The sequence below is a fragment of the Mycobacterium sp. TH-M103 genome, assembly GCF_057473785.1.
Window position 1 is genome coordinate 1 of the sequence record NZ_JBYCLG010000069.1, and the last position, 18,368, is coordinate 18,368.

Below are 18,368 nucleotides of genomic sequence, written 5' to 3' on the forward strand. Positions count from 1 at the left end.
GTCGTAGATGTCGGACTGGATCAGGCTGCGCGACGGGCAGGTGCACACCTCGCCCTGGTTGAGGGCGAACATGGTGAACCCTTCCAGCGCCTTGTCCTGGAAGTTGTCGTGCGCCGCCATCACGTCGGAGAAGAAGATGTTGGGGCTCTTGCCGCCGAGCTCGAGGGTGACCGGGATCAGGTTCTGGCTGGCGTACTGCATGATCAGCCGCCCGGTGGTGGTCTCGCCGGTGAACGCGATCTTGGCGATGCGGTTGCTCGACGCCAGCGGCTTGCCGGCCTCGGCGCCGAACCCGTTTACGACGTTGACCACCCCCGCGGGCAACAGGTCACCGATCAACGACATCAGGTAGAGCACCGACGCCGGCGTCTGCTCGGCGGGCTTGAGCACCACCGCGTTGCCGGCCGCCAGCGCCGGCGCCAGCTTCCAGGCGGCCATCAGGATCGGGAAGTTCCACGGGATGATCTGCCCCACCACCCCGAGCGGCTCGTGGAAGTGGTATGCGACGGTGTCCTCGTCGATCTGGCTCAGCGAGCCCTCCTGGGCGCGCAGCGCCGCGGCGAAGTACCGGAAATGGTCGGCCGCCAGCGGGATGTCGGCGCTCAAGGCCTCGCGGATCGGCTTGCCGTTGTCCCAGACCTCGGCGACCGCCAGCGCGAGCTTGTTCTCCTCCATCCGGTCGGCGATCTTGGTCAGGATCCCCGCCCGCGCGGCCGGCGCGGTCTTGCCCCAGGCCGGTGCCGCCGCGTGCGCGGCGTCGAGCGCCTTCTCGACGTCGGCCGCATCCGAGCGGGCCACCTCGCAGAAGGTCTGGCCAGTCACCGGCGTCGGGTTCTCGAAATACCGGCCGCCAGCCGGTGCGACCCACTGCCCCCCGATGAAGTTCTCGTACCGGGACTGATACGACATCAATGCCCCGGCCGTACCCGGACGCGCGAAAACAGTCATCTGCTCGGCTCCTCGTTCTCACCGCTGTAACACACCTCACAGTACCGCCGGGGCCACAATGGCTGCCATGACATCTGAGGCTGCCGCCGAGGGCGCCGACCCGTATCTGTGGCTCGAGGACATCAGCGGCGACGAGGCGCTGGACTGGGTGCGTGCACGTAACGCCCCCACGCTGGCGGAATTCCGTGACGCCGGCTTCGAACGGATGCGCGCCGAGGCGCTCGAGGTGCTCGACACCGACGCCCGCATTCCCTACGTGGTGCGTCGCGGCGAGCACCTGTACAACTTCTGGCGCGACGCCGCCAACCCGCGCGGGCTGTGGCGACGCACCACCCTGGACAGCTACCGCACCGACGCCCCCGAGTGGGACGTGCTGATCGACGTCGACGAACTGGGCCGCGCCGACGGCGAGAAGTGGGTGTGGGCGGGCGCCGGCGTCATCGAGCCCGAGTACACGCGCGCGCTGGTCGGCTTGTCCCCCGGCGGCTCCGACGCGTCCATCGTCCGCGAATTCGACATGATCACAAGGCAATTCGTCGCCGAAGGATTCGAGCTGCCGGAGGCCAAGTCGCAGATCGCGTGGGAAGACCCCGACACCGTACTGGTGGGCACCGACTTCGGCGCCGGCTCGCTCACCGAGTCCGGATACCCGCGGGTGGTCAAGCGTTGGCGCCGGGGCACATCGCTGGCCGACGCGGAAACCGTCTTCGAGGGCGCGGCCACCGACGTGCGAGTCTCCGCCTCGGTGGACCGCACCCCGGGGTTCGAGCGCACCCTGCTGGGACGGGCGGTCGACTTCTGGAACGAGGAGATCTACGAACTGCGCGGACCGGAACTGATCCGCATCGACGCGCCGACCGACGCGAGCGTGTCGGTACACCGCGAGTGGCTGCTGATCGAGCTGCGAAGCGACTGGTACCACGGCACCGCGACGTACCGCGCCGGGGCACTGCTGGCGGCCGACTACGACCGATTCCTCTCGGGCACAGCCGAATTGCAGGTGGTGTTCGAGCCCGACGCGCACACCGCGCTGCATCACTACGCCTGGACCAGGGACCGCCTGCTGATCGTGACGCTGGCCGACGTGGCCAGCCGCGTCGAGATCGCCAGGCCGGGCACCTGGCGGCGCGAGCCCGTGGCGGGCATCCCGGCCGCGACCAACACGGTGATCGCCGCCGCCGACGGGAAGGGCGACGAGTTCTTCCTGGACTCCAGCGGATTCGTCTTCCCGTCCCGGCTGATGCGTGGCACCGGCGCGGGACCACTCGAGGCGATCAAGTCGGCACCGGCGTTTTTCGACGCCGAAAACTTCGACGTTGCACAGCATTTCGCCGAATCGGCTGACGGCACCGCCATCCCCTACTTCGTAGTGCGGCCCGCCGACGCGCCGGGACCTGGCCCGACGCTGCTGTACGGCTACGGCGGTTTCGAGACCGCCAACACGCCCGCCTACAACGGCGTGCTGGGCCGGTTGTGGCTGGCCCGCGGGGGCACCTACGTGCTGGCGAACATCCGCGGCGGCGGCGAGTACGGGCCCGGCTGGCACACCCAGGCGATCCGCGAGGGCAGGCACAAGGTGGACGAGGACTTCGCCGCGGTGGCAACCGACCTGGTGGCCCGCGGCATCACGACGGTGGAACGGCTCGGCGCGCGCGGCGGCAGCAACGGCGGGCTGCTGATGGGCATCATGCTGACCAAGTACCCGGAGAAGTTCGGCGCCCTGGTCTGCGACGTGCCACTGCTGGACATGAAGCGCTACCACCTGTTGCTGGCCGGCGCCTCATGGGTGGCCGAGTACGGCGACCCGGACAATCCCGACGACTGGAAGTTCATCTCCGAATACTCTCCGTACCAAAACATTTCGGCATCGCGGCGCTATCCCCCGGTGTTGATCACCACGTCCACGCGCGACGACCGCGTCCATCCTGGCCATGCCCGTAAGATGACGGCGGCCCTGGAGGCGGCCGGGCACAAGGTCTGGTATTACGAGAACATCGAGGGCGGACACGCCGGGGCGGCCGACAACGAGCAACTGGCGTTCAAGGCGGCGCTGAGCTATTCGTTCCTGCACCGCACGTTGCCCGGGTCCTCCGGTTAGCCACCGCGCCCGGAGGGCACCCTGCTGCCCAGTTGCCCCGTCGGGCGCCGTCGCGTGGGTGCGCCTCTGGGTGCTGGCCGGGCACCCGGCCGGCGACCACATCGGCGCGCGGTCCAGCGCTACCAGAGGTACGCGCCGGCCGCCGTGGCCGCCCGTCGCCGTCGCCCTGCTGGTCCGGTGGGCGCGCAGGCGCCGGTCCCCGAACATAGGATCATCGACGTGTCAGCGATCGAACGCATCGAACTCACGCTGCTGGTGACCGGCCTGATCGGCATCGCGGCCGGGGCAACGCAGGCACGCTTCCGCTACATCACCCACCGCCGGGCGGGCCGGCGGTACTACTGGACGACCTCGATCGTCGGCATCGTCTGCTTTGCGATCGGGGTGGGCAAGATCTGGCCGAACGGTATCCTCGCGGCGTCGGTCTTCGTGGCCATAGTGGTGTTCTCGGCCTACCTGAGCACGCCGTACCTCAAGATCAACGGCCGCATCTACGCGTCGACGCCGGAGAATCGACAGCCGGATCCGTAGGCTGCCGGGCTATGAAACCTGGCGAGCCGGCACCCCGCTTCGAAACCCTGCTCTACACCACGGCCGGCCCGGTGGCCACCATCACGCTGAACCGCCCCGAGCAGCTCAACACCATTGTCCCGCCGATGCCCGACGAGATCGAGGCGGCCGTGGGCCTGGCCGAACGCGACCACGGCATCAAGGTCATCGTGCTGCGCGGCGCGGGCCGGGCCTTCTCCGGCGGCTACGACTTCGGCAGGGGCTTCCGACACTGGGGCGAGGCCATGACGACCGACGGGCGGTGGGACCCCGGCAAGGACTTCGCGATGGTCACCGCGCGCGAGACCGGGCCGACGCAGAAGTTCATGGCCATCTGGCGTGCCTCCAAGCCGGTGATCGCGCAGGTGCACGGCTGGTGTGTCGGCGGGGCCAGCGACTACGCGCTGTGCGCCGACATCGTCATCGCCAGCGAGGACGCGGTGATCGGCACCCCGTATGCCCGGATGTGGGGCGCCTACCTGACCGGGATGTGGCTGTATCGCCTCAGCCTGGCCCGGGTCAAGTGGCACTCGCTGACAGGCCGCCCGCTCAGCGGCGTGCAGGCCGCCGAGGTCGAGCTGATCAACGAGGCGGTGCCCTTCGAGCGCCTCGAGGCCCGCGTCGCCGAGATCGCCGCCGAGCTGGCATGCATCCCGCTGTCGCAGTTGCGGGCGCAGAAACTGATCGTCAACCAGGCCTACGAGAACATGGGCCTGGCGTCCACCCAGATGCTGGGCGGCATCCTCGACGGGCTGATGCGCAACACCCCCGAGGCTCTCGACTTCGTCCGCACCGCCGAGACGGAGGGCGTGCGGGCCGCCGTCGAGCGCCGCGACGGCCCGTTCGGGGATTACAGCCAGGCCCCGCCGGAGCTGCGGCCCGATCCCACACACGTCATCGTCCCTGATAACGATGGATAGTGAGCTGTACTATAAAAGTCACGAATATGACCAAGGGCCCCTACGCCCGTGCCCCGGAAGTGCTACGGTAACGACTATGTCTCGGCTGAGCTCTGGCCTGCGTGCGGGCGCCGTTTTACTCGCTTTGGCCCTGGCCGCCGTGGTCTTCCCCACGACCGCCACCGCCGACTCCACGGAAGACTTCCCGATCCCCCGCCGGATGATCGCGACCACCTGCGACGCCGAGCAGTACATGGCGGCCGCCCGGGACACCAGCCCGGTGTACTACGAGCGCTACATGATCGACTACAACAACCACCAGCAGTACGCGCAGGCGACCCAGGACAAGGTGCACTGGTTCTTCGGCATGAACCCGGCCGGGCGCCGAGAGTACTCCGAGCACTTCTACGACCAGATCGACCCGCTGTGGTGGGGCTGGCGCAACCACATGAAGCTCTTCTTCAACAACAAGGGCGTCGTAGCCAAGGCGACCGACGTGTGCAACAACTACCCCCCCGGCGACATGTCGGTGTGGAACTGGGGCTGAGGGTTTCCACCGAACCCGGGTAGCGCGGCCCGCGTCGTTCGCGAGGCATTCTGTTTGACCCGCCGGGGGCGGGGGAAGGCTGATCGTCATGACGATCAATGCCGATGATGTCGATGTGAATGTTGACCTGGACGTGCGCCGCCGGGCTGGCTGGCTGCCGGAGAACCACGAGACGCTGGAGTCGTGGCTGCACGGCCACCGGAAGCGGGCCGAGCTCAAGGCCGAGCAGACCGAGTTGCACCCGGTGCTCAAGGAGTTCAGGCAACTCATCGACGACGACCCCGTCGTGAACATGTACGTCAACGAGATGATCGACCAGGTGCCGCGCACCAAGCAATACCGCAACCGCCACCTGCACGACGTGGACCAGATGCTGCGTCTCATCAACGAGGTCCTCACGATCGCCCCGGAGTTCGGCGACGAGGCGGTGATCATCCCTCTGAGCGCGGTCCTCGACTGGGCGACGACCACCCCGGCCGGTTTCGCCGCGTTCCGCGACCCCCGGATCAACGGGATGATCAAGAAGATCCTCGGCGCGTGGTGCGAGTTCCTCGACAGCCCCGACTCGCTGTACGTGCTCAACGATTCCCCGAAGGGCTGGAAATCCGAGAAGGCGCGCCACACGCTGGGCATCGAGCAGTTCGTCCACGACCCCGACGACGAGCACTGGGGCTTCAAATCCTGGAACGACTTCTTCACCCGGCGCCTCAAGGACGGCCAGCGGCCGGTCGCCTCGCCGGACGACGACAGCGTGATCGTCAGCGCCTGCGAGTCGACGCCCTACCGCATCGCCACCAACATCGCGCATCGCGACCGGTTCTGGATCAAGCACCAGCCGTACTCGCTGTGCGACATGCTGGCCAACGACGAGTCGGTGGACCAGTTCGTCGGCGGAACCGTCTACCAGGCGTACCTGTCGGCGATGAAGTATCACCACTGGCACAGCCCCGTGGCCGGGACGATCGTCCGGGCGTTCGTCCAGCCGGGCACCTACTTCTCGGAGACGGTCTCCAAGAGCTGGGACGCCCTCAAGCCGCCGGACTCCCAGTCCTACATGGCCCACGTCTCGGCGCGCGCGATCCTGCTCATCGAGGCCGACAATCCCGTCATCGGCCTGATGGCGCTGGTGGCGGTCGGCATCGGCGAGGTGTCCTCCACCCTGATCGGCCAGCACATCAAACCCGGCTACCACGTGGACAAGGGCGAGGAACTCGGCTACTTCCAGTTCGGCGGCTCGACGCACTGCCTGGTCTTCCGCCCCGGCGCGATCGCCGACTTCAACTTCTCGGCCATCCCCCAGTCCGAGTACGGGGACGCGCCGACGATCCTGGTGAACGCCAAGCTCGCCGTCGCACCCGTGCAGCCCCGGTAGCGCCGGGGCCGCACGGCCCCGAGATTGCGTCATTTGACTGATCCCGGGCCGCCCGCCACACGCGACGCTTGACCCGTCGCCGCGCGAGCCGTCGCGGCGGCGGGAGGAGGCGTCGGCGGCCGTGGCGGCGGCAACGGCTACACCAGCGCGACGGCGGGGCGCACCGTCAGCGCGCACCTGTATCGGCTGTTCCCGAAGCTGGGTGTCACCCGCCGCGCCGGATCGCATGCCGCCCTCGGCGCGCGTGAAGCCGCAGAGCACAGGTGTGAGTGATTTGACTGATCCCGGCCGGCCCCCGCACGCGGCGCACGCCGTGCGACGTGTTGACCGGCTTTCGCGGCTTCGCGTTACGCACGTGATACGCCTTACACTTCAGGGGCGCGAGGGAAGAGGTCGACCGTCCGCCCCAGGCTTACGGCACCGTGATTTACTTAGGTAAGCCTTGGTTGTGTTACGGCTGACCCACCACCGGGATCGGGGGCGGCCGGCGCGACGCGGCGATCCGCAGTGGAAGCGTGCTCGAGCGGCCGGGCGGACCCGGTCCGCCCGGCCGGAATGCCGACGGTGAAGGGGACTCCGATCTTCAAGTTGCTCTCGCGGACCTGGATTCCGCTGGTGGTCCTGGCGGTGGTGCTCGTCGGGGGATTCATCGTGTACCGGGTCCACGGCTACTTCGGCTCCACCAAGCGCCCGTCCTACGCCGACAGCAACCTGGAGAGCCCGAAGCCGTTCAACCCGAAACAGATCACCTACGAGGTCTTCGGCCCGCCCGGGGCCGTCGCGGACATCAGTTACTTCGACGTCAACGGCGACCCGCAACGCGTCGACGGGGCTTCGTTGCCGTGGTCCCTGCACATCAGCACCACGAAGGCCGCGGTAATGGGAAACCTTGTGGCGCAAGGTGATAGCGACACCCTCGGCTGCCGGATCACGGTGGACGGCGAGGTCAAAGCCGAGCGCGTCTCCCACGAGGTCAACGCCTACACCTTCTGCCTGGTGAAGTCCGCGTGAGCGCCCCGGTCCCCGGGCCGGCCGACGCCACCCACACCGACCGGCCCTTCCTGGCCAGGATGATCCACACCCTGGCGGTGCCGATCATCCTGTTCTGGATCGCCGTCGCCGCCCTCTTGAGCGTCGTCGTCCCGTCGCTGGAGGACGTCGGGCAGGAGCGGTCGGTGTCGCTGAGCCCGTCCGATGCGCCGTCGTTCGTGGCGCTGAAACGCATCGGCCACGTGTTCAAGGAGGGGGAGACCGACAGTTCGGCGATGATCGTGCTGGAGAGCAACCAGCCCCTCGGCGACGACGCTCACCGGTTCTACAACGAGATGATCCGCAAGTTGCGGCAGGACAAGACGCACGTGCTCAGCGTCCAGGATTTCTGGGGGGATCCGCTGACGGCGGCGGGCGCGCAGAGCAACGACGGCAAGGCCGTGACCGTCCAGGTGAACCTGGCCGGCAACCAGGGCGAGCCGCTGGCCAACGAGTCCGTCGAGGCCGTCCGCAAGATCGTCAACAGCGTGCCCTCGCCGCCGGGGCTCACGGCCTACGTGACCGGCGTGTCGGCGCTGGCCGCGGACCTGCACCACAGCGGCGACAGGTCGATGGCCAAGATCACGCTGACCACGGTCGGGGTGATCCTGGTGATGCTGCTGTTCGTCTACCGTTCGCCGCTCACGGTGTTCTTGCTGCTGGTCACGGTCGGTTTCGAGCTGACCGCGGCGCGGGGTGCGGTGGCGCTGATCGGGCACACCGGGCTGATCGGGCTGTCCACCTTCGCGGTCAGCCTGCTCACCTCGCTGGCGATCGCGGCCGGCACCGACTACGGGGTCTTCATCATCGGCCGCTACCAGGAGGCCCGCCAGGCCGGCGAGGACCGCGAGACGGCGTTCTACACGATGTACCGGGGGACCGCCCACGTCATCCTGGGTTCGGGCCTGACCATCGCCGGGGCCACGTTCTGCCTGAGCTTTGCGCGGATGCCGTACTTCCAGACCCTGGGCGTGCCGTGCGCGGTGGGGATGCTGGTGGCGGTGGCGGTGGCGCTCACGCTGGGGCCGGCGGTGCTGACCGTGGGCAGCCGGTTCGGGGTGTTCGACCCCAAGCGGCTGCTCAAGGTGCGGGGCTGGCGGCGGGTCGGGACCGCGGTGGTGCGCTGGCCGCTACCGATCCTGGCCGTCACGTGCGCGGTCGCCCTCGTCGGCCTGCTGACCCTGCCCGGCTACCAGGCCAACTACAACGACCGCAACTACCTGCCTACCTTCATTCCCGCCAACGCGGGCTTCATTGCCGCCGACCGCCACTTCTCGCAGGCCCGGATGAAGCCGGAGATCCTGATGATCGAGACCGACCACGACATGCGCAATCCGGCCGACTTCCTGATCCTGGACCGGCTGGCCAAGGGCATCTTCCGGGTGCCGGGAATCTCCCGGGTGCAGGCGATCACCCGCCCCGACGGGACCGCGCTGGACCACACCTCGATCCCGTTTCAGCTCAGCATGCAGAACGCCGGTCAGCTGCAGAACATGAAATACCAGCGCGACCGGATGAACGACATGCTCACCCAGGCCGACGAGATGGCCAAGACGATAGCCACCATGCGGCGGATGTACGACCTGATGACCCAACTCGTCGCCACCACCCACCGCATGGTCGGGGACACCGAACAGATGCAGCAGATCACCAATCAGCTGCGCGACGAGATCGCCGACTTCGAAGACACCTGGCGGCCGATCCGCAGCTATTTCTATTGGGAGAGGCACTGTTACGACATCCCCGTCTGCTGGTCGATCCGGTCGGTCTTCAACGCCGTCGACGGCGTGGACGAGATCACCGACCAATTGACGACTCTGGTGGGCGACATCAAGGAGCTCGACCGGCTGATGCCGCAGATGATCGCCCAGTTCCCGCCCATGATCGAGACCATGGTCAACATGCGCACCATGATGCTGACCATGCACAGCACCATGGCGGGCATCTTCGACCAGATGGACCAGATGAGCGACAACGCCACCGCGATGGGGCATGCCTTCGACGCCGCCAAGAACGACGACTCGTTCTACCTGCCGCCGGAGGTGTTCAAGAACAAGGACTTCAAGCGGGCGATGAACAATTTCCTGTCCGACGACGGGCACGCCGCGCGGTTCATCATCCTGCACCGCGGTGACCCGGCATCGGCCGAGGGGATCGCCAGCATCGACAAGATCCAGACCGCGGCCGAGGAGTCGCTGAAGGGCACCCCGCTCGAGGCCGCCAAGATCTACCTCGGCGGGACGGGGGCCGTGTTCAAGGACATCTCCGAAGGCGCCAAATGGGACCTGGTGATCGCCGGAATCTCCTCGCTGTGCCTGATTTTCATCATCATGCTGATCATCACCCGCGCGTTCGTGGCCGCCGCGGTCATCGTCGGCACCGTCGCGCTGTCGCTGGGTTCCTCTTTCGGGTTGTCGGTGCTGTTCTGGCAGCACATCCTGGGCATCCAGCTGCACTGGCTGGTGATCGCGATGTCGGTCATCGTGCTGCTGGCCGTCGGGTCGGACTACAACCTGCTGCTGGTGTCGCGGTTCAAACAGGAGATCGGCGCCGGGCTGAACACCGGCATCATCCGCTCCATGGGCGGCACCGGCAAGGTCGTCACCAACGCGGGGCTGGTGTTCGCGTTCACCATGGCGTCCATGGTCGTCAGCGACGTGCGAGTGGTCGGGCAGGTGGGCACCACCATCGGCCTGGGCCTGCTGTTCGACACGCTGATCGTGCGCGCCTTCATGACCCCGGCCATCGCCGCGCTGCTGGGACGCTGGTTCTGGTGGCCCATCCGGGTGCGGTCACGGCCGCCCCGGGTCCCGGTCCGGCCCCCCGCGCCGGACCGCTCGTACGCCTACAGCGACTAGCCCCGCGATGGACACGATCGCGCTCATCGGGTTCCTCGGCGGCCTGATCACCGGCATCTCGCCGTGCATCCTGCCGGTGCTTCCGGTGGTGTTCTTCTCCGGCGTGGACACGTCCGGCGAAAGGTCCTCCGCCCGGCCGTATCTGGTGATAGCGGGCCTGGTCTGCAGCTTCGGCGCGGTCACCCTGGCCGGTTCGGCGCTGCTGTCGGCGCTGCACCTGCCGCAGGACGCGATCCGGTGGGCCGCCCTGGTGATCCTGACCCTGATCGGCCTGGGATTGATCTTTCCGCCGCTGCAGCAGCTGATCGAACGGCCGTTCGCGCGCCTACCGCAACCCCGATTCGCCTCCCGGAGAAGCGGATTCGGGCTCGGGTTGACGCTGGGCGCGCTGTATGTGCCGTGCGCGGGCCCGGTGCTGGCCGCCATCGTGGTGGCGGGGGGCACCGCGTCGATCGGCGCGCCGGTCCTCGTCCTGACGCTGATGTTCTCCATCGGCACCGCCTTGCCGCTGCTGGTCTTCGCGCTGGCCGGCCGGCGCGTGGCCGAGCGCGTCGCCGCGTTCCGCCGCCGGCAGCGCGCGATCCGGGTCGCCGGCGGGCTCACGATGATCGTGCTGGCCGTGGCGCTGGTCTTCAACCTGCCGGCGATGCTGCAGCGCGCCATCCCCGACTACACGAGCGCCATGCAGAAGGGCCTGGGCGCCAACAACATTCGTCGAGAGCTCGACCCGGGTGGCGCAAAGGGGCGGCTGGCCGACTGCATCGAGGGCGCCGACCGGCTGCAGGAGTGCGGGCCGGCGCCGGCGCTGACCGGGATCACGGGCTGGCTGAACACCCCGGACGGCAAGCCAATCGACCTCGCCTCGCTGCGGGGCAAGGTGGTCCTGATCGACTTCTGGGCGTATTCGTGCATCAACTGCCAGCGCGCCATCCCCCACGTCGTCGGCTGGTACGAACGCTATCGCGGCGACGGCTTCGTGGTGATCGGCGTGCACACCCCCGAGTACGCCTTCGAGCGGGTACCCGCCAACGTGGCCAGCGGCGCCGACGCGCTGCACATCACCTACCCCGTCGCCCTGGACAACGACTACGCGACGTGGAACAACTACCAGAACCTGTACTGGCCGGCCGAGTACCTGATCGACGCCGACGGCAACGTGCGGCACACCAAGTTCGGCGAGGGCGACTACGACGGCACCGAGAAGCTGATCCGTCGGCTGCTGGTGGCCGCCGACCCCGGCGTCCGGCTGCCCCCGGCCTCCGGCGCGGCCGACGACACGCCGCGCACCAGGCTGACGCCCGAGACCTACCTGGGCGCGGGCAAGGCCATCTACTACGGCGGCGCCGGCCGATACGACTCCGGAACCGCCACATTCGGCTTCCCGGCAACGTTGCCCGACGACCGCTTCGCCCTGCGGGGCCGCTGGACCATCGACGACCAGGGCGCCACCGCCGAGAGCGAGGACGCCGCCGTCCGGCTCAACTACACCGGCAAGGACGTGTACGTGGTCGTCGGCGGCACCGGCAGCATAGCCGTGACCCGCGACGGCGCGACCACCACGACGCCGATCGGCGGGCCGCCCACGCTGCACCAGATCGTGTCCGACCCGACCGCCCACCGCGACCGGTTGGACATGTCGGTCAGCCAAGGCCTGCAAGTCTTTTCGTTCACCTTCGGCTAGCCGCCCTTCCGCACGAGGCTGCCCGCCATCGCGACCAGCACGCCGAGCACCACCAGCGCGACGCCGGCGAGCAGCGTCACGTCGAGCCACAGGCGCACCCCGGCCTCGGCGTAGGCGACCATCGCCTCGGCGACCCGGCGGATGTCGCCGCCGCCGCGCCGGAGCGCGCCGTCGACGCGCCGGCCTGCGACCTCGGTGCCGGCCCAGCCGGCCGCGCCGACGAGCAGCGCGGACACGCCCAAGCTCGTCAGCGCCTTGCCGCGGCGACGCGCGGCGGCCAGCGTCAGCAGGGCGCACACCACGGCCAGCGCCGCCGCGCCGATGCTGAGCCAGGGCCCCCAGGTGGACAGCCGGCTCAGCTGGCCCTGCCGCAGCGGCGGTCCCGCCTGCGTCAGCGCCACGGTCAGGTCCGCGGGCACCGTGACGCGGTAGTCGGCCAGCAACTGCGCCAGCGCACCGTCGCGCAGCATCGGCGACACGTCGACGGCCCACGCGGTGCCGGCCCGCCCGAAGCGCGGGTCGGTGAACGCCCAGGCGTGCGCGGCCCTGTTCGCTTGGGCGAACAGCGGCGGAAAGGCCGGGCCCGCCGTGAACGCGGCGGCGGCGGCGTGCACCCGGGGACCGTCGACCCGGTAGCGCCCCCCGCCGCGGGCGGCGATCAGCGCGATCGTGCGGGTCGCGAGTTCGTCGGCCATCGCCGACTGCAGCCGCGGGTCGGCCGCAGCCTTGTGGGCCAGCGCGGCGAATCCGCGCTCGTCGACGACGTGGACCTGCGCCCATGCCGCGGGGACGGCCACGCCCAGGGCCACGGTGGTGGCCAGCCACAACAGCGCCGTCACCGCGAACCGCACGGCAACGAACCTACTGAATCCCCCGCACGTAGGCGGCCTGGCCCAGGTGCTGGGCGCAGTCGTCGAGGATGCTCACCAGCCGGGCGCCGGCCGTCACCGGCGGATCCCAGTTGGTGTCCACGACGCGGGCCAGCTCGTCGGCCGTGACGCCGGCGATGTATTCGAGGGTCAGCTTGTGCACCGCGTGGTAATACCCGGAGAGCAGGCCGGCCGGGGCGCGGACCTTGGCCACCTCGTCGGCGCCGTGGCCATAGCCGGTGTCGTCGCGCGGCAGGTCCAGGCCGAACCGGTCCACCCACCCGTCGCGGGTCCACACCTGCTCGACGCCGGCCACGTGCGCCAGCTGGATGTCCTGCACGCGCGCGCTGTGCCAGAGCAGCCAGGCGATGCTGTTGGCGCTCGGGGTGGGGCGATAGGCGGAAACCTCGTCGGTGAGGCCGCCGGTGAGGTCGTCGACGTGTTCGATCAGCCGGGTGAACGCGTCTCGGAGGAGTTCCTGAACGGCGGCGTCGGGGTCGGCCATATTGCCGACCTTACGGGAGGCCGCGGCCCTGGCATGACCCCGGCGACGGTCGTAGATTATTTAGGGGTACGTCTATCTAGTCTGAACTGCGCTGTAGAAGAATTGGACACACCATTGGACACAGGATCGTGGTATCGTCCCCGTCATGGCATCCATCGCACCCCGGGCGAGCAACCGGTTCCCAGACGGGCAGAAGGTCCGCTACAGGCATCCCGACGGCAGCGCCGGGGCGGTCACATTCCCGGACCGCCGCAGCGCTGAGAAATTCGTCAGGCTGATTGACGCGCTCGGGGTGACTGAAGCCTTGGAGCGGGTCGGCAGGACCGCGCCGCAGCCGGTAGCACCGACCTCGCCGACGGTGGCTGCCACGCTGGAACGCTACGCCGCCACTCGCCCCTCACTGGACACCGCCAACAAGTACCGCATCATTGCGAAGCACACCATCAACCCCGTGCTGGGTGAGGTGCCCATCGCCGAGCTGACGGTCGATGATGTGCAGTCGTGGCTTAACGGCTTGACCATTGCGGGCCGGTCGATCCAGCAGGCCCACATGGTCCTAAAGGCGTCGCTGTCGGCCGCTATTGGTCGCGGTGAGCTGATTGCCAACCCGGCGCGGAAGGCGTCGCGCTCGGGCGGCCCGGGGGTGCGCCTCCCGCGCCGCCAACCCGGCAAGCAGGCAGTGTTCCTGTCACGCGACGAGGCGGCCCAAGTGGTGGCGGCAGTGCCCGAGCGGCACCGTGTGCTGATTGAGTTCCTCTTGGCCACTGGATGCCGGATCGGGGAAGCCCTGGCACTAACCCCCGCCGACATTGGTGCCGGGACGGTGACGTTCAACAAGTCCTACAGCAGACGAGCCGATGCCCAGGGAAACCGCCCGTTCGATCTGGGAGCCGCCAAGACCTCAGCCAGCGAACGGACGATAGCGGTGTCGCCCGCCGTGCTGGAAAAGCTGGACCTGTCGCGGGCGTTGGTGTTCACCAACGACACGGGCTACGCGGTCAACGCGGACAGCTTCCGCAAGAACGTGTGGATTAAGGCAATGGCCAAGAGCGGGCTACCGAAGCACCGCAGGCCTGGGCTGCACGATCTGCGGCACACGCACGCCTCCCGGCTGATCGACGCAGGCATACCGATTGTTGCCGTCTCAAAGCGGCTAGGACACTCGAACGTGTCGATCACGCTGTCGACCTACGCCCACGTCGCCGGGGACGCCGACGACCGCATTCTGGCGGCGCTGGCGTGACGTCGGGACGGGCAGGTCGTTGTCCTTGGCGACCGCGCACGCCGCGATGATGGCCTTAATGTCATCCACAGAGAAACGTAGGTGACGGCAGACGCGCCGCGCAGGGAAAAGGCCTGAGCGCACACGGTCTTTCAGCCAGTCCTCCGAGTCGCATTGGAGCAGTTCGCAGACTTCGGGAACGCTGTATAGCCGGGGCGCTCCGACGGGTGCTGCTGTCATGGTTCAAGTGAAACACCTTCCGGTTCCCGGAAAACGGAAGATTCTCAGTTGTGCCAGTTGTGCCAACGTACCGTCATGTGGCACAACTGGCTGACCAGCACGAATCCCTGCTGAGAAAAGTGCGATAAACTTGAAGGTAGGCGAGATAAATTGCGTCACAGGCGAATACGCCATCTCTTAGTAGCACCAGTAATACGGGGAGCAGACCTATGGACCGACTCACGAGACAGGAAGCGGCGGCCTACTTGAAGGTCAGTCCGCGCACACTCGACATGTGGAGGCGAGAGAATCGCGGCCCGCGCAGCTACAAGATCGTGGGGCGTGTGTACTACCCGAAACTGGACATCGACTCATGGCTACAGGACCAGCTCACTCGCTCGGCGCGCGGCGGCATCCGTTGATCGGCAACAGGTTCTGCAAGTTCGCCTACCTCAAAGGCCTACGCGGGCTCGCGACCGCCCCGCAATTGGTGCTGCGGGTACTGGCCGACTACGCCGACGAGAACGGACGCAACGCCCACCCGGGCATCCCCCGACTGGCTACTGACTGCGGCATGGGTGAGAGCACCGTGCGGCGGCATCTTAAATGGCTAGAGAAGAACGGGTACGTCGTGCAGGAGTCGCGCGGCCACAATGTCGGTGCTGTTGCCCTAGCGTCCGTGTACTCGCTCACACTGCCTGACCTACCGCTCACTGGTGAGCGGAAGCCTACTGCTCAATCTGAGGCACCTACCGCTCAATCCGAGCAGCCCTACCGCTCAAATTGGGCCGACCTACCGCTCACTGGTGAGCACCTACCAGATCCTGTATCAGATCCGTTTACATCAGATCCGTCTATATCAGATCCTTCGCTCGCTTCCCGCTGGGACAACGACCCTAGATGGAAAGAGCTGGACAACTGCGACCCCGGATGGGATGCCCCCAGGCCGCTATCGCGGCGCAAGGAAGGGGGAACAGATGACTGGCCGGATGCACCCGAATCCCGACCCGGCCCACACCCCCTCCGGGCCAATACAATTGGCACCGAACCCAACACCTTCGCCGACGCCGAATACGACGACACGGAGGCGTTCTACGCCTTTGCCGCAGAGAGGGAAAGCGCATGAGCCACAAGAGCCGATACACGGCCCGCGTGGAAGAGGCATTGACCGGCACGGACCGCCGGGACCGTAAGCGTTGCTTCCAGTATCTGGCCCGCCTGGGTGACCCTAGTCCAATCGCGGAATGGCTTGGCATCGAATACATCCCCCCTTCACTGCCCGAAGGTCCTGACCTGAGCGAAGAGTGGGAGCAGCACCGCCTCCATGCCGCTCACTGGATTAGAGCCATCTACGAACGCATCTGCGAACTGGCAGACCGCGTGCACGCGTGAACGACGACGACATGTTTCAGCACGGCACCGCCGGTATCTAGAACCGAATTGCATTTGCATAAGTCCGACCGGATTTTCGCCGGAGGGAGAGAGAGGTATTTGCACGGGGTGTCCCGGCCGCTGCGCGGCAGGGGGTGTACCCCAGGCAACCATGGTCACTGCACTGACCTGCTGCTATGCGCCCGGGGGGCGACGGTGGGAATGCGAAGTAGCTGGCATCCGGTGGTCGGAAAACGTCGACCGTCCATGCCGGTCGCAGGGGCTCTCTTTGTCGAGTTCCCATCGGCCCAGTTCGCGGCGCGTTGCTGGTCTGCTGACCGCTGGCCGAGGGGATGGCATTGCGAGCCGGGTTTGGGCATGGGCATGTGTGCGTACCACCGGGACACGTTGTGCCACTTTGCATAACTGGCACAACTGGCACAGCGCGTACGGCCAGCACGGCACGGCGACAACGCCTGCGGGCACTGGCGTTCCAAGGAGATTGGATAGGCGATGAAGTGTTGCAAACAAACCGACTGCGGCAGGCGCGCCCACTCCCGAGGCCTTTGTACATCGCATTATCGGCGATGGCGTGAGGGGCGATCAGGTTCCCCCATTAGGCCCTACGTGCGGTACGACGATGGCGACGGGGGAACCCCACGGCCAGTAGCTAAGCCAATCCGAAGGGCGCGTAGGGAGCCGCCCTTCGCCAAGGAGCTGGCGCTGTTGAGGGAGCTGGGTCTGCGCTGAGACGCCTCTATTAGGCCGGTCTTGTAGTTGTAAACGGTCTGACGGCTTATCCCGTACTCCTTCGCCAGTGACGTAACAGACTCGCGGCCAGCCAGTCTCGCGCGCAGCTCGTGAACTTGAGCATCCGTCAGCGACGGTTTGCGGCCCCGGTACTTGCCAGCGGCCTTAGCGAGGGCAATCCCCTCGCGCTGCCGTTCGAGGATCAGGGAGCGTTCAAACTCAGCGACCGCACCGAGCATTGACAGCAGTAGCGTATTCATCGGCGAGTCATCACCGGCAAAAGTCAGCGACTCTTTTACGAACTCGACTTTGACGCCACGGCCGGTAAGTTCTCTGACGGTACGGCGCAAGTCCTCAAGGTTGCGGGCCAGGCGGTCCATCGAGTGAACAACCAGCGTGTCACTCTCGCGTAGATACTCGAGAGCGCGTGCCAGCTCGGGGCGGTTGGTGTCTTTACCGCTGGCCTTATCGCTGAACGTCTTGTCAACCGCGACGCCATCGAGCTGGCGTTCTGCATTTTGCCCCAGTGTGCTGACCCTTTGGTATCCGACTCGCTCGCCCATGCCGTCCTCCTGGCTCGACTGCAAACCAAACCGTCAAACTAGACCCTATGATGTTGATAGACGAGTGTCAATCAATGGCGGAACGGGGTTTAATTTGACAGTGCCAAGCGGGTGCGGCGACTGTCCACTATGGGTGTAGCCCAGATGGACAACATGTCAACTCAGGTCTTGGCTTGCCACGTCGCGCGTCACCGGCCTCGAATCGGTGACCCCATGTCGTACCGTTGGTGTATACACACCTCGAAGGCCAAATGTACCCACAGCATCAACCACGACGTATCCACAGAAGGGAGGCGAGGGTCATGGCAGACACGTATTCGGCGATGGTAATCGCCAAGTGGTTCGTTGACTGGGCGGACGCTGAAGATGCCGACCTGTCGAACTTGAAGCTGCAAAAGCTTCTCTACTACGCGCAGGGACATCATCTCGCTGTGCATGGTCGGCCGCTGTTCGACGAAGATATCCAGGCTTGGTCGCACGGCCCAGTGGTGCCTTCCGTCTACCGTGCCTTCAAGGACTTCAGGTCGGCCCCTGTGAGCTTGGCGGACGACGACCCATTTGAATGGGACGATGTCGATTCCGCGACCAGTCAGTTCCTCGCAAAGGTGTGGAACACCTACGGCGGCATCGCTGCCTGGAAGCTGCGGAACATGACACATGCAGAATCGCCGTGGTCCGATCACTTCAATGAAGACGAGCGCCACATCGTGATCCCGAAAGACGAGATTCGGGACTACTTCGCCTGGCGTTCCAAAAATAACGTTGCCGGATAGGAAAGCTCGTCAGAAGGCGAGCAAGCCAAGGGGATCGGCAGAGAGTCTCACGCCGCCAGAAGGCCCCCCCAAGGACTCCAACAAGGGCACGCCCATCTTTTGCCTCCACCATCTG

General features: G+C 66.9%; 16 protein-coding genes and 2 pseudogenes. 13 read left to right on the forward strand and 5 right to left on the reverse strand.

Features of this window, described 5'->3' with window-relative positions; translation table 11 throughout:
- Positions 1-948, reverse strand: a pseudogene (adh, locus tag AC2VOR_RS03800) (aldehyde dehydrogenase); the annotation flags it as partial.
- Positions 949-1,015: 67 nt separating this feature from the next.
- Between adh and AC2VOR_RS03805 the strand changes: the two are divergent.
- The 8 genes from AC2VOR_RS03805 to AC2VOR_RS03840 all read left to right on the forward strand — a co-directional run bounded on the left by AC2VOR_RS03805 (position 1,016) and on the right by AC2VOR_RS03840 (position 11,981).
- Entirely contained in the window at positions 1,016-3,046 is a 2,031-nt protein-coding gene (locus AC2VOR_RS03805; RefSeq protein ID WP_486963221.1) for a prolyl oligopeptidase family serine peptidase, read from the forward strand.
- Between the two features lie 219 nt (positions 3,047-3,265).
- Complete coding sequence (locus AC2VOR_RS03810; RefSeq protein ID WP_407685286.1) at positions 3,266-3,577, forward strand: hypothetical protein; 312 nt, start codon at positions 3,266-3,268, stop codon at positions 3,575-3,577.
- An 11-nt stretch (positions 3,578-3,588) separates the two neighbouring features.
- Positions 3,589-4,515, forward strand: a complete 927-nt coding sequence (locus tag AC2VOR_RS03815) for a crotonase/enoyl-CoA hydratase family protein (RefSeq protein WP_369740854.1) — start codon at positions 3,589-3,591, stop codon at positions 4,513-4,515.
- Between the two features lie 76 nt (positions 4,516-4,591).
- On the forward strand, positions 4,592-5,041 hold the full coding sequence (locus AC2VOR_RS03820; RefSeq protein WP_369740855.1) for a DUF5078 domain-containing protein: 450 nt from the start codon (positions 4,592-4,594) through the stop codon (positions 5,039-5,041).
- A gap of 88 nt (positions 5,042-5,129) precedes the next feature.
- Positions 5,130-6,413: a phosphatidylserine decarboxylase family protein gene (locus AC2VOR_RS03825; RefSeq protein WP_369740856.1), complete on the forward strand. Its 1,284-nt coding sequence runs from the start codon at positions 5,130-5,132 to the stop codon at positions 6,411-6,413.
- Positions 6,414-7,001: 588 nt separating this feature from the next.
- Complete coding sequence (locus tag AC2VOR_RS03830) at positions 7,002-7,424, forward strand: MmpS family transport accessory protein (RefSeq protein WP_369741776.1); 423 nt, start codon at positions 7,002-7,004, stop codon at positions 7,422-7,424.
- A gap of 59 nt (positions 7,425-7,483) precedes the next feature.
- Complete coding sequence (locus tag AC2VOR_RS03835) at positions 7,484-10,300, forward strand: MMPL/RND family transporter (protein ID WP_486963239.1); 2,817 nt, start codon at positions 7,484-7,486, stop codon at positions 10,298-10,300.
- Positions 10,301-10,307: 7 nt separating this feature from the next.
- Entirely contained in the window at positions 10,308-11,981 is a 1,674-nt protein-coding gene (locus AC2VOR_RS03840; protein WP_486963222.1) for a cytochrome c biogenesis protein DipZ, read from the forward strand.
- Here AC2VOR_RS03840 and AC2VOR_RS03845 read toward each other — a convergent pair.
- Positions 11,978-12,832 (reverse strand): hypothetical protein, encoded by an 855-nt coding sequence (locus AC2VOR_RS03845; RefSeq protein WP_369740858.1) that lies wholly within the window; start codon positions 12,830-12,832, stop codon positions 11,978-11,980. The two genes, AC2VOR_RS03840 and AC2VOR_RS03845, sit on opposite strands and share 4 nt — an antisense overlap.
- 10 nt (positions 12,833-12,842) lie before the next feature.
- Positions 12,843-13,355, reverse strand: a complete 513-nt coding sequence (locus AC2VOR_RS03850) for a mycothiol transferase (RefSeq protein ID WP_369740859.1) — start codon at positions 13,353-13,355, stop codon at positions 12,843-12,845.
- A gap of 145 nt (positions 13,356-13,500) precedes the next feature.
- Between AC2VOR_RS03850 and AC2VOR_RS03855 the strand changes: the two genes are divergently transcribed.
- Positions 13,501-14,598, forward strand: a complete 1,098-nt coding sequence (locus tag AC2VOR_RS03855; protein ID WP_486963223.1) for a tyrosine-type recombinase/integrase — start codon at positions 13,501-13,503, stop codon at positions 14,596-14,598.
- Here the strand turns inward: AC2VOR_RS03855 and AC2VOR_RS03860 are convergent.
- Positions 14,509-14,817 (reverse strand): helix-turn-helix domain-containing protein, encoded by a 309-nt coding sequence (locus AC2VOR_RS03860; protein ID WP_486963224.1) that lies wholly within the window; start codon positions 14,815-14,817, stop codon positions 14,509-14,511. The two genes, AC2VOR_RS03855 and AC2VOR_RS03860, sit on opposite strands and share 90 nt — an antisense overlap.
- Positions 14,818-15,026: 209 nt before the next feature.
- Here AC2VOR_RS03860 and AC2VOR_RS03865 point away from each other — a divergent pair, with 209 nt between their 5' ends.
- The 3 genes from AC2VOR_RS03865 to AC2VOR_RS03875 are packed head-to-tail and all read left to right on the forward strand — an operon-like array spanning position 15,027 to position 16,188.
- Positions 15,027-15,218, forward strand: a complete 192-nt coding sequence (locus AC2VOR_RS03865; RefSeq protein ID WP_486963225.1) for a helix-turn-helix transcriptional regulator — start codon at positions 15,027-15,029, stop codon at positions 15,216-15,218.
- Positions 15,170-15,922 carry a helix-turn-helix domain-containing protein gene (locus AC2VOR_RS03870; RefSeq protein WP_486963226.1) on the forward strand — a complete coding sequence of 251 codons (753 nt, stop codon included), beginning with the start codon at positions 15,170-15,172 and terminating at the stop codon, positions 15,920-15,922. Before AC2VOR_RS03865 ends, AC2VOR_RS03870 begins: the two co-directional genes overlap by 49 nt.
- Complete coding sequence (locus AC2VOR_RS03875) at positions 15,919-16,188, forward strand: hypothetical protein (protein ID WP_486963227.1); 270 nt, start codon at positions 15,919-15,921, stop codon at positions 16,186-16,188. Before AC2VOR_RS03870 ends, AC2VOR_RS03875 begins: the two co-directional genes overlap by 4 nt.
- A gap of 752 nt (positions 16,189-16,940) precedes the next feature.
- Here AC2VOR_RS03875 and AC2VOR_RS03880 read toward each other — a convergent pair.
- Positions 16,941-17,480 (reverse strand): annotated as a pseudogene (locus tag AC2VOR_RS03880) (recombinase family protein); the annotation flags it as partial.
- Between the two features lie 302 nt (positions 17,481-17,782).
- On the opposite strand from AC2VOR_RS03880, the gene AC2VOR_RS03885 reads away from it, so the two are divergent.
- The gene (locus AC2VOR_RS03885; RefSeq protein WP_486963228.1) at positions 17,783-18,253 is read left to right on the forward strand and encodes a Panacea domain-containing protein; all 471 of its coding nucleotides are present in this window, start codon (positions 17,783-17,785) and stop codon (positions 18,251-18,253) included.
- Positions 18,254-18,368: the final 115 nt, after the last annotated feature.

What these genes read in the sequence shown, in the direction of transcription:
- AC2VOR_RS03805 (WP_486963221.1), top strand. Translation starts at nt 1,016, where the DNA reads ATGACATCTGAGGCTGCCGCCGAGGGCGCCGACCCGTATCTGTGGCTC.
- AC2VOR_RS03885 (WP_486963228.1), top strand. Translation starts at nt 17,783, where the DNA reads ATGGCAGACACGTATTCGGCGATGGTAATCGCCAAGTGGTTCGTTGAC.
- AC2VOR_RS03850 (WP_369740859.1), bottom strand. Translation starts at nt 13,355, where the DNA reads ATGGCCGACCCCGACGCCGCCGTTCAGGAACTCCTCCGAGACGCGTTC.
- AC2VOR_RS03870 (WP_486963226.1), top strand. Translation starts at nt 15,170, where the DNA reads ATGGCTACAGGACCAGCTCACTCGCTCGGCGCGCGGCGGCATCCGTTG.
- AC2VOR_RS03855 (WP_486963223.1), top strand. Translation starts at nt 13,501, where the DNA reads ATGGCATCCATCGCACCCCGGGCGAGCAACCGGTTCCCAGACGGGCAG.
- AC2VOR_RS03840 (WP_486963222.1), top strand. Translation starts at nt 10,308, where the DNA reads ATGGACACGATCGCGCTCATCGGGTTCCTCGGCGGCCTGATCACCGGC.
- AC2VOR_RS03860 (WP_486963224.1), bottom strand. Translation starts at nt 14,817, where the DNA reads ATGACAGCAGCACCCGTCGGAGCGCCCCGGCTATACAGCGTTCCCGAA.
- AC2VOR_RS03865 (WP_486963225.1), top strand. Translation starts at nt 15,027, where the DNA reads ATGGACCGACTCACGAGACAGGAAGCGGCGGCCTACTTGAAGGTCAGT.
- AC2VOR_RS03815 (WP_369740854.1), top strand. Translation starts at nt 3,589, where the DNA reads ATGAAACCTGGCGAGCCGGCACCCCGCTTCGAAACCCTGCTCTACACC.
- AC2VOR_RS03875 (WP_486963227.1), top strand. Translation starts at nt 15,919, where the DNA reads ATGAGCCACAAGAGCCGATACACGGCCCGCGTGGAAGAGGCATTGACC.
- AC2VOR_RS03835 (WP_486963239.1), top strand. Translation starts at nt 7,484, where the DNA reads ATGATCCACACCCTGGCGGTGCCGATCATCCTGTTCTGGATCGCCGTC.
- AC2VOR_RS03820 (WP_369740855.1), top strand. Translation starts at nt 4,592, where the DNA reads ATGTCTCGGCTGAGCTCTGGCCTGCGTGCGGGCGCCGTTTTACTCGCT.
- AC2VOR_RS03825 (WP_369740856.1), top strand. Translation starts at nt 5,130, where the DNA reads ATGACGATCAATGCCGATGATGTCGATGTGAATGTTGACCTGGACGTG.